Source organism: Pseudomonas kurunegalensis, assembly GCF_030291635.1.
Taxonomy (GTDB): Bacteria; Pseudomonadota; Gammaproteobacteria; order Pseudomonadales; family Pseudomonadaceae; genus Aquipseudomonas; species Aquipseudomonas monteilii.
Map to the genome: position 1 here is coordinate 3,930,864 of NZ_CP127871.1, position 13,107 is coordinate 3,943,970.

Here is a 13,107-nt window from a genome sequence, read left to right on the forward strand (position 1 = left end):
GAAGGTCCGTTGCCTCAGATCAATGTCCGGAGATGCACTGCGTGGCTGCGGTACGCACATCGCCCAGGCGCAGGGGGAAGTTGTTCAGCCGCTCGCGCAGCTTGATGCTGCTACCGCTGCCACGCTTGTCGATATCCACAAGCGCCGCCGGCCCGGCACCCGACGTGAGCTTCTGCGGCACGATCAGCCGCAGGCCGTCACCGCGCTGCTCTTCAGTCAGCGGGTCGCGGGTATCGGCCAGCTTCTGCTTGACGCAGTCGGCATATTCACGCGGGCTCTTGCCAGAAATCACATCCAGCGTTTCGCGTGATTGCTCCAGCTCCGTAACGCTCACACAGCCACCGAGCGTCACCGCTAACGCGGCCACCATCCACTTCATTTGCAACACCTCTGCCTTCAAGAGTTCGGTTCGACCACAGCCGGGCGGTTTTGCTCCCTGCTTTGGCAGAATTATCTGCGCCGGGTGAACAGCGCGGCAGTGTAACGGCACATCGTGGTATCGTTTGCCTTTGCAGATCCAAACCTTGCGGAGCATCACATGAAATTCGTACACCAGCGCGAGCACCTGAACGAGGACGACATCGTCGTCATCGAGTGCTCCCAGCGCTGCAATATCCGCCTGATGAACGACGCCAACTTCCGCAGCTTCAAGAATGGCGGCCGTCACACTTACCACGGCGGCCATTTCGAGAAGTTCCCGGCGAAAATCACCGTACCCAGCACGGGCTTCTGGAACATCACCATCGATACCGTCACCACCCGCCCGATCTCGGTCACCCGCAAGCCGACCCTGACCCACAAGATCAAGATCATCCGTCGTTCGTCGTCGAAACTCAGATAAGGCCCCCATGACCCAGACCATCAAGTACGTCATCAAATACAAGCTCGACGGCCAGCGCCGCTGGGACTTCGCACTCATGCCAGATGCCTCTCAGGAGCAAGCCCTGGAAGCCCTGCGTAAAATCCACGGCGAAGACGCCGAGAAGATCAGCGACATCCAGGTCAGCAAGGCCTTGTAAAACCCGCTTCAAGCCCCTGTAGCGCCGCCCGCCCCGCACATGGAGAACCGCATGAGCCACTGGCCCGACCGCCGAATCCTCGATCTGCTGGGCATCGAGCTGCCCATTCTCCAGGCCCCCATGGCTGGTGCGACAGGCTCGCCCATGGCCATCGCCGTGGGCCTGGCAAGCGGGCTGGGCGCCCTGCCCTGCGCCATGCTTACCGGCGAACAGATACGCGCGGAAATCGCCGCATTCCGTGCCGGTTGCCCGGGCCGCCCGCTGAACCTGAACTTCTTCTGCCACCAGCCACCCGCGCCCGACAGCGCGCGCGATGTACGCTGGAAGCAGGCCCTGGCGCCTTATTACAGTGAAACGGGTGCCGACTTTTCGGCACCCACGCCGGTGTCCAACCGTGCGCCGTTCGATGAACAAAGCTGCCAGCTGGTCGAGCAACTGCGCCCGGAAGTGGTCAGCTTTCACTTCGGCCTGCCGCAGGCTGAACTGCTGCAACGGGTGAAGGCCAGTGGTGCCAAGGTACTATCCAGCGCCACCACGGTGGAAGAAGCGGTGTGGCTGGAGCGCCACGGTTGTGACGCGATCATCGCCATGGGGTACGAAGCCGGTGGCCACCGCGGCATGTTCCTTAGCGATGACATCACCAGCCAGATCGGCACCTTCGCCCTGGTGCCGCAGGTAGTGGATGCAGTCAGTGTGCCGGTCATCGCCGCTGGCGGTATCGGTGACCACCGCGGCTTGGTGGCGGCACTGGCGTTGGGCGCTTCGGCTGTTCAGATCGGAACCGCTTACCTGTTCTGCCCCGAGGCCAAGGTTTCGCCGGCGCATCGCAAGGCCCTGGACAGCGCCCCTGCCAGCGAGACCGCGTTGACCAACCTGTTTACCGGGCGCCCGGCGCGTGGCATCAACAACCGCATCATGCGTGAGCTGGGGCCGATGAGCGCGCTTGCACCGCGCTTCCCGCTGGCGGGTGGGGCATTGATGCCATTGCGGGCGATTGCCGAGCCGCAGGGCAACAGTGATTTCAGCAACTTGTGGTCGGGGCAGGCGCTGCGGCTGGGGCGGCACATGCCGGCCGGGGATTTGACCCGGGCGATTGCCGAACAGGCGCTGGCCGTGGTTTATCGTTAGGCTTCTGCTTCAGCAGGCTGGCCCTCTTCCCGGCAAATGGCCTATCGCTATATAGTTCAGGACATAACGATAACCCCAAGGAGCTGTTTTCATGCGTATCCGCCCGTCTCACCTGGCCTTCACCGCCCTGGCCAGCCTGTTCGCCTTCAACACTGCCTGGGCCGATGAGGTTCAGGTCGCGGTCGCAGCCAACTTCACAGCCCCTATCCAGGCCATTGCCAAGGACTTCGAGAAAGACACCGGCCACAAGCTGGTCGCAGCCTACGGCGCCACCGGGCAGTTCTATGCCCAGATCAAGAACGGCGCACCGTTCGAAGTGTTCCTCGCCGCGGACGACACCACCCCGAAAAAGCTTGAAGACGAAAAGGAAATCGTCCCCGGTTCGCGCTTTACCTACGCCATCGGCACCCTCGCCCTGTGGTCGGCCAAAGAAGGCTACGTAGATGCCAAGGGTGAAGTACTGAAGAAAAACACCTACCAACACCTGTCGATCGCCAACCCGAAAGCGGCACCCTACGGCCTGGCCGCCACCCAGGTGCTGGACAAGCTGAAGCTCACCGAAGCCACCAAAGGCAAGATCGTCGAAGGCCAGAACATCACCCAGGCCTTCCAGTTCGTCTCCACCGGCAATGCCGAGCTGGGCTTCGTCGCCCTGTCGCAGATCTACAAGGACGGCAAGGTGACCAGCGGCTCGGCCTGGATCGTACCCGCCAACCTGCACGACCCGATCCGCCAGGATGCCGTAATCCTCAACAAAGGCAAGGACAACGCCGCCGCCAAGGCGCTGGTCGAATACCTGAAGGGCCCAAAAGCCGCAGCGGTAATCAAGTCCTACGGCTATGAACTCTGATGCCACTGGATGCCAGTGACCTGGGGGCAATCTGGCTGACCGTTAAACTGGCCAGCCTGACCACCCTGATCCTGCTGGTTATTGGCACACCCATCGCCTGGTGGCTGGCGCGCACGCGCTCATGGCTGCGCGGGCCGGTGGGTGCGGTGGTGGCACTGCCGCTGGTGCTGCCACCGACGGTGATCGGCTTTTACCTGCTGATCGCCCTCGGCCCGCACGGCTGGCTCGGTCAGGCTACCCAGGCGCTTGGCCTGGGCAGCGTGGTGTTCAGCTTCACGGGCCTGGTGATCGGTTCGACGGTGTACTCCATGCCGTTCGTGGTGCAGCCGTTGCAAAATGCCTTTGGTGCGATCGGCCAGCGCCCACTGGAAGTCGCTGCCACCCTGCGCGCCAGCCCTTGGGACACCTTCGTGCATGTGGTGCTGCCGCTGGCCCGGCCCGGTTTCGTCACCGCCAGCATTCTTGGCTTTGCCCACACCGTGGGCGAGTTTGGCGTGGTGCTGATGATTGGCGGCAACATCCCCGACAAGACCCGCGTGGTTTCGGTGCAGATCTTCGATCACGTCGAGGCCATGGAGTATTCGCAAGCCCACTGGCTGGCCGGTGCCATGCTGGTGTTCTCTTTCCTGGTGCTGCTCCTGCTGTACGCCGGGCGCCGTGGCAAAGCTGGCTGGAGCTGATATGACCGCATCGATTGTGGCGCGCCTGAACCTGGCGCGCGACGACTTTACCCTGGACGTCGACCTGCACCTTCCGGGGCGCGGCATCAGCGCGCTGTTCGGCCACTCGGGCTCTGGCAAGACCAGCTGCCTGCGCTGCCTGGCCGGGCTGGAACGGGCCGCCAGCGCCTACATCGAGGTTAACGGCGAAGTCTGGGAAGACAGTACCCGCGACTACTTCCAGGCACCGCACCTGCGCCCGGTTGGCTACGTGTTCCAGGAGGCCAGCCTGTTCCCGCACCTGTCGGTGCGCGGCAACCTGGAATTCGGCTGGCGCCGGGTGGCGGCTGCCGAGCGCAAGGTCAGCCTCGACCAGGCGTGCCAGTTGCTGGGCATCGGCCACTTGCTGGAACGCCGCCCTGCCACCTTGTCTGGCGGCGAAGCGCAGCGAGTGGGCATTGCCCGCGCCCTGCTCAGCAGCCCGCGCCTGCTGTTGATGGACGAGCCCCTGGCGGCCCTGGACGGGCCGCGCAAGCGCGAGATCCTGCCTTACCTGGAGCGCCTGCACGACGAACTGGACATTCCACTGGTGTATGTCAGCCACGCCCAGGATGAAGTAGCACGCCTGGCCGACCACTTGGTGCTGCTGGAGCAAGGCCAGGCGGTGGCCAGCGGCCCGATCGGCGAAACCCTGGCACGCCTGGACCTGTCATTGGCCCAGGGCGAGGATGCCGGCGTCGTCTTCGAAGGCATGGTGGTGGGGCATGACCCGCACTACGACCTGCTCGACCTGCGTCTGCCCGGCAGCGGCGGGCCGCTGTTGCGCATCGCCCACCCGGCACATGTGATGGGCAGTACCCTGCGGGTCAAGGTGCAGGCCCGGGACGTCAGCCTGGCGCTGACGGCTGACAGCACATCGAGCATCCTCAACCGCCTGCCGGTGCGTGTGCGCGAAAGCCGCCCGGCCGATAACCCGGCCCATGTGCTGGTGAGCCTGGAAGCCGGCGGCAATGCCTTGCTCGCCCGCATCACCCGCTTCTCGGCAGACCAGCTCGGCCTGCACCCGGGCCAGGCGCTGTTTGCCCAGATCAAGTCGGTGGCCCTGTTGGGCTGAGCATCCTTTACATGGGCGTTGTCCATTGATCAGTGACTTGATCGAGGCCTGCCGCCCATGCTCGACTGCCCCCTGCCACGCACCCTGCACTACGTTGACGACAGCCAGCCGGGCCTGACCCGGCGACGCTGGCGCGACCGTTTCATCTATCTGGATACCGATGGCCAACGGGTGCGCGACAGCGAAACCCTCGCCCGTATCGCTTCACTGGTGATTCCGCCGGCCTACACGGATGTGTGGATATGCACCGACCCACAGGGCCACCTGCAAGCAACCGGCCGCGACGCGCGTGGCCGCAAGCAGTACCGCTACCACACGCAGTGGCGCGAGCTGCGCGACCAGCACAAGTATGGGCGTATGCTGGCCTTTGCCCAGGCCCTGCCTGAACTGCGCGCACAACTGGAGAGCCACCTGGCACGGCCAGGCCTGGACCGGGAAAAAGTGATGGCGCTGGTAGTGAGCCTGCTCGACCACACCCTGATCCGCATCGGTAATCAACGCTACCTGCGCGACAACCAGTCGTATGGCCTGACCACCCTGCGCAACCGTCATGTGCAGGTCAAAGGCAGCACCATCCGCTTCCAGTTCCGCGGCAAGCGCGGCGTGGAGCACAACGTCACCCTCAACGACCGGCGGCTTGCCAGCCTGCTCAAACGCTGCATGGAACTGCCCGGACAGGCACTGTTTCAATACCTGGATGAGGACGGCCAGCGCCACAGCGTCGGCTCCAGCGAGGTCAACCAGTTTCTGCAGCAGCTGACCGGCGCCGATTTCACCGCCAAGGACTACCGCACCTGGGCCGGCAGCAGCCTGGCCCTGGACCTGCTGAAGCCCTTGGCCTGGGAGCCGGACACCGAGGCCAAACGCCAGGTCGCCGCAGCAGTGCGCCAGGTCGCCAAACGCCTTGGCAATACGCCCGCAGTGTGCAGGCGTTGTTATATCCACCCCGCCGTACTTGAGCACTATGCCCTGGGGCGCCTGGCCAACTTGCCGAAAAGCCGGGTGCGCAAAGGGCTGGACCCCGAAGAAGTGGCATTGCTGATATTTCTGCAGGCACTTGAGGAACAGGATGACCATTAAGCCTGTCTATTCACCCCATGATGCGAAGAAATTTCCCATTGGCCGCCAAGCCCCCTATTCTTGCCACCGAGCACCTTGACCGACAAACCGCTGACGGTTTGCTTCGGCACCTGCAACTGAAGACTCGCAACAGAATTTGTCTGTCGGGGAATTACTATCCGCCGAAAGCGTCTTTAATGAGAAGGAAGAGGGACCCGCTCCCGCCGCCACGGCAATTAGCCCAGCGGTCTTTTACATCACCAAGGAGAACTACATGCTGATACTCACCCGCAAGGTTGGCGAAAGCATCGTCATCAACGATGACATCAAAGTCACCATTCTGGGCGTCAAAGGGATGCAGGTGAGGATCGGGATCGATGCACCGAAAGATGTTCAGGTTCATCGCGAAGAAATCTTCAAGCGCATCCAGGCCGGCAGCCCGGCCCCGGAAAAGCACGACGACTCGCACTGAGCGACCTGCCTCAAGCCGCACGGACGCGCTTGATCGCCCCACGCCTCAGGTGCCGAGCAGTTCGTGCACCTTGGCGATCATACAGTCCATGTCGAACGGTTTGTCGAACACCGCGGCGAACAGTTCCGGGCATCCCTGGTTGGCCTGCGCGCCGCTCATGAGGATGACCGGCAACTCGCTCAAGGCCGGGTCCTCACGCATCGAGCGCACCAGCTCTTCACCGTTTAGCAGCGGCATCATGTAATCGGTGATGACCAGCTGAACACGCTTCTCTTTGAGCGCTTCCAGCGCCTTGCAGCCGTTGCTCGCCTTTTCCACCAGGTAGCCTTCGTCCTCCAGGGCAAAACCGAGGATATCGGCAATCAGGTACTCGTCATCGACGATCAGGATGGTGTTCATGGGCCTGCTCCGTCACCCGCCCCCTTGCGGCACCGGCGTTCCCGAGAGCACGCCACAGGCGCCTTCGAACGCCTTGCGCAGGGTAATGCCTTGCGGCCCGATCAGCAGCTCGTGCAAAGCAGGGTCATGGTGACTGTCACGCACCTTGAGGATCGACAGCATGCGCCGCAGCTGCGAATCCAGCTCGACGAAGCGCATCAGCATCAGGTTGTCGACGATGCTCGACAGGTCCGGGGCCGGGGCAGTGATTTCCGAGCCGAAGATATCGCGCATTTCCCAGGTCAGCATCACGCTCACATCACGCGCGCGCAGTTCACCGGTCAAGGCGCGGAAAAATGCATTGAGACGCGCCGGGTCAACAGCCAGCCGGCTGAACGCGCCGAGGCTGTCAATCAGCACGCGCTTGCAGCCCTGCGCCTCGACACGTTCGAGCAGGCGCGCCCCGACCTGGTCCAGCAAGCCTTCGGTGGTCGGTTGCCAGCACAACTGCAGGCTGCCGGCCTGTTCCATCGCTGCAAAGTCGTAACCCAGTGATGCAGCCTTGCTACGCAGGCGTTCGGGTGTTTCGTAGAAGCCGAAATGCAGCCCCGGCGCTTGCGCAGTGCTGGCCCCCAGAAAGGCCAGCCCCAAGGATGTCTTGCCAATACCCGAAGGCCCGATCAGCAAGCTGACCGACCCCGTGGACAGGCCACCGTCGAGCATTTCATCCAGGCTTGGCACACCGCTGCTGATGCGCGCAGGGATGGCGCTGCCCATCTGGCTGGGGTGGCTGAACAACGCCTCAAGGCGCGGGTAGACATGCATGCCGCTTTCATCGATAAGGCACTCATGGCGCCCCGACAACGCCCCACTGCCGCGCGTCTTGCGCAACTGGATATGGCGTACGGCGCGGCTGCCCACCAGTTGCTCACCCAACTCGATCACGCCATCGACCATGGTGTGCTCCGGGCTGCCCTCGTCCAGCCGTGCGCTGGTGAGCAGCAACACCGTGCAGCCGGCGAAAGCCGCATGACCCTGCAACTCGGAGACGAACTTCTTGGTGTCCAGCGCAGTTTCCGCGCGCACCCGGGCATTCAGTACACCGTCGACGATCAGCAAGCTGGCCTGCTGCCGGGCGATTTCCTGGCGCAGCAGCCGCACAACGGCATCCAGCCCTTCCTGCTCAAGGGTGTCGAAGGCACTGACAAACTGGATCTGGTCGCCGACCAGCGCAGGGTCGAAGAAGTCCAGCGTGCCCAGGTACTGGAACAGCCGCTCATGCGACTCGCTCAGCAAGGTGGCCACCAACACCCGGCCACCGCCGCGTACATGGCCGCAGGCCAGCTGGTTGGCGAGAATGGTCTTGCCCGCGCCCGGCGGGCCCTGAATGATGTAGGAGGCACCGGCTACCAAGCCACCCTTGAGCAAGGCATCGAGCCCTTCGATACCCGTCACCAGCCGCCTGAGTGCCTGCGCCATGATGCTCACCTGTCGAGATTGCTGTGGGTCTTGTCCTGATACGTTGGCAAGTAAAGTTGCATGGAAGTTCCGTGGCCGGGCTCACTGTCGACAAAAATGGCGCCGCCGCTCTGCCTGGCAAAGCCATAAACCTGGCTAAGGCCCAAGCCAGTGCCTTTGCCGAAAGGCTTGGTCGTGAAGAACGGCTCGAAGATGCGTGGCAATACCTCAGGCGCGATGCCTTCGCCGCTGTCTTCCACCACAAAACGCACGAAACGGCCCTGCAAACCTTCCACTTCGCCCGCCAGTTCAACCGCTTCGGCCGTCAAGCCTATCCGGCCCTCCCCTGCGATGGCATCGCGGGCGTTGAACAACAGGTTCAGCAGCACCATCTGCAATTGCCCGGCATCCACTTCGATCAGCGGCAAGTCCGCCTGCAACTGTACCTGCAGGTCTATCGAACTGGGCAGGGCATGTTCCAGGAGCCCACGCGTGGCAGCCACAAGGTCTGCCGGCGCTACACACGCCACATCGAGTTTGCGGTGGCGGGCAAAGCTGAGCAGTTGCTGGGTCAGTTCGGTGCCTCGCTGCCCGGCATCAAGAATATGTTGCAGCATGCGCTGGGCACGCGCCGGGTCCTGGGTGGCTATCGCCAGGCGCGCCGAACTGATGATGATGGTCAGCATGTTGTTGAAGTCATGCGCCAGCCCGCCAGTCAGTTGGCCGAGGGCCTCCAGTTTCTGTGCCTGGAACAGCTGGGCGCGCACCGCGTCCAGCTGCATCGCCGACTCGCGGCGGTCGGTGATGTCCCGGGTAACTTTGGCCAGGCCGATGATCTGGCCCTGGTCGTCGCGGATCACGTCCAGCGCCGCCAAGGCCCAGAACTGTGTACCATCCTTGCGCACCCGCCACCCTTCATCCTGCGCGACACCCTGCTCCAGCGCCTGGCGCAACAAGCGCTCCGGGCGGCCGTCAGCACAGTCCTGCGGCGTGAAGAACAGCGAGAAATGCTTGCCGATCACTTCATCGGCGCGGTAACCCTTGATCCGTTGCGCACCGGCATTCCACGACACCACATGGCCGGCAGGGTCAAGCATGTAGATGGCGTAGTCCACCACCGACTGAACCAGCTGCTCGTAGCGGTGGGCAGGCATGACGGGGTGGTCGGGGCAGTCAGCTGAAACCATGCAAGCTCCACTGGCACAGCGGGAGGAACAAAATGAGCTTAGCCGAACACGCCCGGTGACAAACAGCCGTGCAGCTACCGTGGGTCACCGTTCAGGCTCGACCAGTATCGGGCTGATGCGTCGCGGCATGGCGACTTTCAAGAGCCACAGGCCAACCAGCATGATAACCCCGCCACCTGCCAGGGCCATCAGCCGCTGCGACTGAGGATGTTCGGCATCGAACCCCAACATCAGCAGGTAAACACCCAGGCTGACCAGGCTGAGGTAGAGAAAAGCCCCCAACACGATCACCTGCGCAAACAGCAGCCGCCAGAACAGCCGTGGGCGCACGACACGCTCGCAAGCGTCGGACTGAGTCATCGCCGCATACTCTTGGATCCAATAAAAGGGCAACAGTGGCGCAATGACAGCAAGGTGTCAATTACCCGTTCGCGCGACCCTTCATTCTGTTGATCATAGGTGCTGCAGTTGACTCAACTATAACAATGGGTTATAAAGCGCGCTTGATTGCGAAGCCCTTCTGCTTAGAAGCGAGCCGGTCGTTACGACCCCTTCAAGCGTGCGAGTGTGGTGGAATTGGTATACACAGCAGACTTAAAATCTGTCGGCGTGAGCCTTGCGGGTTCGAGTCCCGCCACTCGCACCAAACTTCGTTGAAAAGGCGCCCTTGCGGCGCCTTTTTGCTGCCTGCCGGCAATGTCTCGCGCAGCTGCTAGAGTGGAGCTTGTACTCGTCCACTGGAACGCCGCCATGCGCTACTCCCTGTTCGATGGCCAACGCGACATCATTATCCTGATAGCCCGCGTGCTGCTGATGATCCTGTTCGTCTTGTCTGGCTGGGCCAAGCTGACCGGCTTTGACGGCACGGTCGGCTACATGACCTCGCTGGGTGCCCCTGCCCCCATGCTGGCGGCAGCAATTGCCGTGCTCATGGAGTTCGTGGTCGGCATCCTGCTGATCCTGGGCTTCTATACCCGGCCGCTGGCGTTCCTGTTCGCACTGTTCGTGCTGGGCACGGCGCTGCTGGGCCACCCGTTCTGGAACATGGTCGACCCCGAGCGCAGCGCCAACATGACCCAGTTCCTGAAAAACCTCGCCATCATGGGCGGCCTGCTATTGCTGGCCGTGAGCGGCCCAGGGCGCTTCTCGGTGGACGGCCGCTAGGTCAGTCGTCTTCGCAATCGTCGAACCAGGCTGGGTGATCCCGCTCCTCGTCATCGAGGTCATCCAGCGTTTCCTCGTCTTCTTCCACTTCATCCTCGGCGCCCTGGGCATCTGCCTCGTGCTCCACGTCGTCGTAGAGAAACTCATGGTCGAGCAGGTGATCGTGCTCGGGTTCGTGCAGGTCGTCTTCGTCGTGCATGCTGGCTCCTGGCGTGATGGCAGGCCTGTATAGGCTGATCAGGTTCCGAGGTCAATGCGTTGCCACTTAATCCTGGGTTAACCAGCTGGGCGCAACCTGCAGGCTCTCCCTTCAAACGTCTTTTGCCCGCCGCTCATGGCGGGCTTTTTTATGGTGTTGCGCACATGACAGCCTCATGACCTGCGCTTCACGAAATACTGACAAACGGATGGGCACACTGACCCCGCTCCGTACGTTCTTGCAGCCCGCCGCATCATTGCCGCGGGCTTTTCTTTTTATAGCGTTAACCCACTCCATGACTTGAAGCAGTTTTGCCTGGCGACGCAAGGGCTATGCTAACCCAGCGATAACCCAAGCTCACTCGGATAGACACGGAGGCTCTTATGAAAGCTGCTGTTGTTGCGCCAGGCCGTCGCGTGGATGTGGTTGAGAAAACCCTGCGCCCCCTCGAACACGGTGAAGCGCTGCTGAAGATGCAATGCTGCGGTGTGTGCCACACCGACCTGCATGTGAAAAATGGCGACTTCGGTGACAAGACCGGCGTCGTGCTGGGCCACGAAGGCATCGGCGTGGTCCAGGAAGTCGGGCCGGGCGTTACCTCGCTCAAGCCGGGCGACCGTGCCAGCGTGGCATGGTTTTATCAGGGGTGCGGGCATTGCGACTATTGCACCAGCGGCAACGAAACCCTGTGCCGCGAAGTGAAGAACTCCGGGTACACCGTAGACGGCGGCATGGCAGAAGCCTGCATCGTCAAAGCCGATTATTCGGTCAAAGTACCTGACGGCCTCGACTCCGCCGCCGCCAGCAGCGTTACCTGCGCCGGCGTGACCACCTACAAGGCGGTAAAAATCTCCAACATCCGCCCCGGCCAATGGATCGCCATCTACGGCCTCGGCGGCCTGGGCAACCTGGCGCTGCAATACGCCAAGAACGTGTTCAACGCCAAAGTGATCGCCATTGACGTAAACGAAGAGCAACTGCGCTTCGCCAGCGAAATGGGCGCCGACCTGGTTATCAACTCGCGCACCGAAGACGCCGCGAAGGTCATCCAGGCCAACACCGGGGGTGCCCATGCCGCTGTGGTGACCGCCGTTGCCAAAGGTGCATTCAACTCGGCTGTAGATGCGCTGCGCGCAGGCGGCCGCCTGGTTGCCGTCGGGCTTCCGTCAGAGTCCATGGACCTGAATATTCCCCGCCTGGTGCTGGACGGAATCGAAGTGGTTGGCTCGTTGGTCGGCACACGGCAAGACCTGCAAGAGGCCTTCCAGTTTGCCGCTGAAGGCAAAGTAGTGCCCAAGGTAACCCTGCGGCCGATCGAGGACATCAACCAGATCTTCGACGAGATGCTGGAAGGCAAGATCAAAGGCCGCATGGTGATCCAGTTCGAAGGTTGATAGCCTGAAGGCCGATCATTTCGAACGACCAAAAGCCCGTGGATGATCATTCACGGGCTTTTGCCCTTTTCATAGTCAAGGAACAGACCATGAGCTTCGACTGGCACGCCGGGCCGATTACCCGCACCACGCCCCTGGACAAGCACTACCGCAACACGCAAAAGGTGCGTCAGTTTCTGCTCGGCGAGTGTGGCCAGGCATTCAAGTTCGACCGAGCCTTCATGGCGTGGATCAAGAGCGGTACGCCGTCCACTATGGGCGACGTCGCGGATGAATGGTTACGGAGGCATCGCTGACTTTCATTGGCGGGTACCTGCGCTGCAGCCGCTTTCTCCAACATCTTGTCCAACGCTTCAACCATGCTGGAATAATCCATTTCCTGACGACCTCGCTGATGGAATGGGCTTGAGCTCAACCTTAGCTTGCGAACATTTCAATACGTGGTGAGGGAACCGGGGCGTCATTACCGCCCTCTCTTCTGATGACCCGCGTATGGGTGGTGCGGTTCAAGATAAGTACTCAAGATGCAGCATCGAGCCTGTACACACGAGGAGATGGGCATGTCGATTCGAAGCTTGGCCAAGCATCTACCGCCAGATCCTTCCAGAGCGGGCTGGGTTCTGGGATGGGGCGTTCTGAGAGACAGGCATCCCTGGCATTTCGTCGACGTCTATGCCGACCAGAAGACGGCCGAAGCGGAGGCAAAGCGCCGAGGGGAAGGTTACGTCGTGGAGTTCGGCTCGCATCGCCTGGGGTCGCGTGATTTTGTCTGTGGCGTAACCTTGCCTGAAGGCTAGTGCCCAAGCGGAAATGAGCAGACTTTCCAGCGCGCAAAGAAAAACCCCGCAGACGTTAATCTGCGGGGCTTTCGAATGGTGGAGGCCGAGGTCGGAATCGAACCGGCGTAGACGGATTTGCAATCCGGAGCATAACCACTTTGCTACTCGGCCTCAAAGGTCGGATCTAGCTGCTTGCGCTTTGCTATCTCCTTGAAACGCTGAACCTTTTTCAAAGTTTGCTGCGTTT

General features: G+C 61.9%; 18 protein-coding genes and 2 tRNA genes. 13 read left to right on the forward strand and 7 right to left on the reverse strand.

Features of this window, described 5'->3' with window-relative positions; translation table 11 throughout:
* Positions 1-19 precede the first annotated feature (19 nt).
* Positions 20-379: a hypothetical protein gene (locus QQ992_RS17850; protein ID WP_019096535.1), complete on the reverse strand. Its 360-nt coding sequence runs from the start codon at positions 377-379 to the stop codon at positions 20-22.
* 159 nt (positions 380-538) lie between these two features.
* Between QQ992_RS17850 and QQ992_RS17855 the strand changes: the two genes are divergently transcribed.
* From QQ992_RS17855 to csrA, 8 genes are all read left to right on the forward strand, one after another.
* Entirely contained in the window at positions 539-841 is a 303-nt protein-coding gene (locus QQ992_RS17855; RefSeq protein ID WP_003250918.1) for a DUF1883 domain-containing protein, read from the forward strand.
* A gap of 7 nt (positions 842-848) precedes the next feature.
* A complete protein-coding gene (locus tag QQ992_RS17860) occupies positions 849-1,019 on the forward strand; it encodes a hypothetical protein (RefSeq protein ID WP_012051910.1) in 171 nt (56 codons plus the stop codon).
* A 51-nt stretch (positions 1,020-1,070) separates the two neighbouring features.
* The gene (locus tag QQ992_RS17865) at positions 1,071-2,147 is read left to right on the forward strand and encodes an NAD(P)H-dependent flavin oxidoreductase (RefSeq protein ID WP_286110541.1); all 1,077 of its coding nucleotides are present in this window, start codon (positions 1,071-1,073) and stop codon (positions 2,145-2,147) included.
* A 91-nt stretch (positions 2,148-2,238) separates the two neighbouring features.
* Positions 2,239-2,997 carry a molybdate ABC transporter substrate-binding protein gene (gene modA / locus QQ992_RS17870; RefSeq protein ID WP_105946678.1) on the forward strand — a complete coding sequence of 253 codons (759 nt, stop codon included), beginning with the start codon at positions 2,239-2,241 and terminating at the stop codon, positions 2,995-2,997.
* Positions 2,997-3,677, forward strand: coding sequence for a molybdate ABC transporter permease subunit (gene modB, locus QQ992_RS17875; protein ID WP_016487935.1), 681 nt, complete (start codon positions 2,997-2,999; stop codon positions 3,675-3,677). Before modA ends, modB begins: the two co-directional genes overlap by 1 nt.
* 1 nt (position 3,678) lies before the next feature.
* Complete coding sequence (gene modC, locus QQ992_RS17880) at positions 3,679-4,770, forward strand: molybdenum ABC transporter ATP-binding protein (protein WP_286110542.1); 1,092 nt, start codon at positions 3,679-3,681, stop codon at positions 4,768-4,770.
* A 57-nt stretch (positions 4,771-4,827) separates the two neighbouring features.
* The gene (locus tag QQ992_RS17885) at positions 4,828-5,850 is read left to right on the forward strand and encodes a DNA topoisomerase IB (protein WP_286110543.1); all 1,023 of its coding nucleotides are present in this window, start codon (positions 4,828-4,830) and stop codon (positions 5,848-5,850) included.
* 253 nt (positions 5,851-6,103) lie between these two features.
* A complete protein-coding gene (gene csrA / locus QQ992_RS17890) occupies positions 6,104-6,301 on the forward strand; it encodes a carbon storage regulator CsrA (RefSeq protein WP_004375914.1) in 198 nt (65 codons plus the stop codon).
* Positions 6,302-6,346: 45 nt separating this feature from the next.
* On the opposite strand, the gene QQ992_RS17895 is transcribed toward csrA, so the two are convergent.
* The 4 genes from QQ992_RS17895 to QQ992_RS17910 form a co-directional block, all read right to left on the reverse strand.
* Positions 6,347-6,700 (reverse strand): response regulator, encoded by a 354-nt coding sequence (locus QQ992_RS17895; RefSeq protein ID WP_105946676.1) that lies wholly within the window; start codon positions 6,698-6,700, stop codon positions 6,347-6,349.
* Between the two features lie 12 nt (positions 6,701-6,712).
* Positions 6,713-8,158 (reverse strand): ATPase domain-containing protein, encoded by a 1,446-nt coding sequence (locus QQ992_RS17900; RefSeq protein ID WP_286110544.1) that lies wholly within the window; start codon positions 8,156-8,158, stop codon positions 6,713-6,715.
* 5 nt (positions 8,159-8,163) lie between these two features.
* Positions 8,164-9,324 carry a two-component system sensor histidine kinase NtrB gene (locus tag QQ992_RS17905; protein WP_286110545.1) on the reverse strand — a complete coding sequence of 387 codons (1,161 nt, stop codon included), beginning with the start codon at positions 9,322-9,324 and terminating at the stop codon, positions 8,164-8,166.
* 84 nt (positions 9,325-9,408) lie between these two features.
* The gene (locus QQ992_RS17910) at positions 9,409-9,684 is read right to left on the reverse strand and encodes a hypothetical protein (RefSeq protein WP_198750773.1); all 276 of its coding nucleotides are present in this window, start codon (positions 9,682-9,684) and stop codon (positions 9,409-9,411) included.
* Between the two features lie 201 nt (positions 9,685-9,885).
* Here QQ992_RS17910 and QQ992_RS17915 point away from each other — a divergent pair.
* A tRNA-Leu gene (locus QQ992_RS17915) sits at positions 9,886-9,970 on the forward strand.
* Positions 9,971-10,074: 104 nt separating this feature from the next.
* Positions 10,075-10,488 carry a DoxX family protein gene (locus QQ992_RS17920; protein ID WP_016711429.1) on the forward strand — a complete coding sequence of 138 codons (414 nt, stop codon included), beginning with the start codon at positions 10,075-10,077 and terminating at the stop codon, positions 10,486-10,488.
* Position 10,489: 1 nt separating this feature from the next.
* Here the strand turns inward: QQ992_RS17920 and QQ992_RS17925 are convergent, their stop codons facing one another.
* A complete protein-coding gene (locus QQ992_RS17925; RefSeq protein WP_016711430.1) occupies positions 10,490-10,687 on the reverse strand; it encodes a hypothetical protein in 198 nt (65 codons plus the stop codon).
* A 383-nt stretch (positions 10,688-11,070) separates the two neighbouring features.
* Between QQ992_RS17925 and adhP the strand changes: the two genes are divergently transcribed.
* From adhP to QQ992_RS17940, 3 genes are all read left to right on the forward strand, one after another.
* A complete protein-coding gene (adhP, locus tag QQ992_RS17930; protein WP_286110546.1) occupies positions 11,071-12,081 on the forward strand; it encodes an alcohol dehydrogenase AdhP in 1,011 nt (336 codons plus the stop codon).
* An 89-nt stretch (positions 12,082-12,170) separates the two neighbouring features.
* Positions 12,171-12,377, forward strand: a complete 207-nt coding sequence (locus tag QQ992_RS17935; RefSeq protein ID WP_286110547.1) for a DUF6434 domain-containing protein — start codon at positions 12,171-12,173, stop codon at positions 12,375-12,377.
* A 264-nt stretch (positions 12,378-12,641) separates the two neighbouring features.
* Positions 12,642-12,878 (forward strand): hypothetical protein, encoded by a 237-nt coding sequence (locus tag QQ992_RS17940; RefSeq protein ID WP_081717231.1) that lies wholly within the window; start codon positions 12,642-12,644, stop codon positions 12,876-12,878.
* Between the two features lie 79 nt (positions 12,879-12,957).
* Here QQ992_RS17940 and QQ992_RS17945 read toward each other — a convergent pair.
* Positions 12,958-13,031: transfer RNA gene (locus QQ992_RS17945), tRNA-Cys, on the reverse strand.
* Positions 13,032-13,107: the final 76 nt, after the last annotated feature.

What these genes read in the sequence shown, in the direction of transcription:
- QQ992_RS17900 (WP_286110544.1), bottom strand. Translation starts at nt 8,158, where the DNA reads ATGGCGCAGGCACTCAGGCGGCTGGTGACGGGTATCGAAGGGCTCGAT.
- QQ992_RS17860 (WP_012051910.1), top strand. Translation starts at nt 849, where the DNA reads ATGACCCAGACCATCAAGTACGTCATCAAATACAAGCTCGACGGCCAG.
- QQ992_RS17855 (WP_003250918.1), top strand. Translation starts at nt 539, where the DNA reads ATGAAATTCGTACACCAGCGCGAGCACCTGAACGAGGACGACATCGTC.
- adhP (WP_286110546.1), top strand. Translation starts at nt 11,071, where the DNA reads ATGAAAGCTGCTGTTGTTGCGCCAGGCCGTCGCGTGGATGTGGTTGAG.
- QQ992_RS17865 (WP_286110541.1), top strand. Translation starts at nt 1,071, where the DNA reads ATGAGCCACTGGCCCGACCGCCGAATCCTCGATCTGCTGGGCATCGAG.
- QQ992_RS17850 (WP_019096535.1), bottom strand. Translation starts at nt 379, where the DNA reads ATGAAGTGGATGGTGGCCGCGTTAGCGGTGACGCTCGGTGGCTGTGTG.
- QQ992_RS17885 (WP_286110543.1), top strand. Translation starts at nt 4,828, where the DNA reads ATGCTCGACTGCCCCCTGCCACGCACCCTGCACTACGTTGACGACAGC.
- QQ992_RS17895 (WP_105946676.1), bottom strand. Translation starts at nt 6,700, where the DNA reads ATGAACACCATCCTGATCGTCGATGACGAGTACCTGATTGCCGATATC.
- modB (WP_016487935.1), top strand. Translation starts at nt 2,997, where the DNA reads ATGCCACTGGATGCCAGTGACCTGGGGGCAATCTGGCTGACCGTTAAA.
- QQ992_RS17910 (WP_198750773.1), bottom strand. Translation starts at nt 9,684, where the DNA reads ATGACTCAGTCCGACGCTTGCGAGCGTGTCGTGCGCCCACGGCTGTTC.
- QQ992_RS17905 (WP_286110545.1), bottom strand. Translation starts at nt 9,324, where the DNA reads ATGGTTTCAGCTGACTGCCCCGACCACCCCGTCATGCCTGCCCACCGC.
- QQ992_RS17920 (WP_016711429.1), top strand. Translation starts at nt 10,075, where the DNA reads ATGCGCTACTCCCTGTTCGATGGCCAACGCGACATCATTATCCTGATA.
- csrA (WP_004375914.1), top strand. Translation starts at nt 6,104, where the DNA reads ATGCTGATACTCACCCGCAAGGTTGGCGAAAGCATCGTCATCAACGAT.
- modC (WP_286110542.1), top strand. Translation starts at nt 3,679, where the DNA reads ATGACCGCATCGATTGTGGCGCGCCTGAACCTGGCGCGCGACGACTTT.
- QQ992_RS17940 (WP_081717231.1), top strand. Translation starts at nt 12,642, where the DNA reads ATGTCGATTCGAAGCTTGGCCAAGCATCTACCGCCAGATCCTTCCAGA.
- QQ992_RS17935 (WP_286110547.1), top strand. Translation starts at nt 12,171, where the DNA reads ATGAGCTTCGACTGGCACGCCGGGCCGATTACCCGCACCACGCCCCTG.
- QQ992_RS17925 (WP_016711430.1), bottom strand. Translation starts at nt 10,687, where the DNA reads ATGCACGACGAAGACGACCTGCACGAACCCGAGCACGATCACCTGCTC.
- modA (WP_105946678.1), top strand. Translation starts at nt 2,239, where the DNA reads ATGCGTATCCGCCCGTCTCACCTGGCCTTCACCGCCCTGGCCAGCCTG.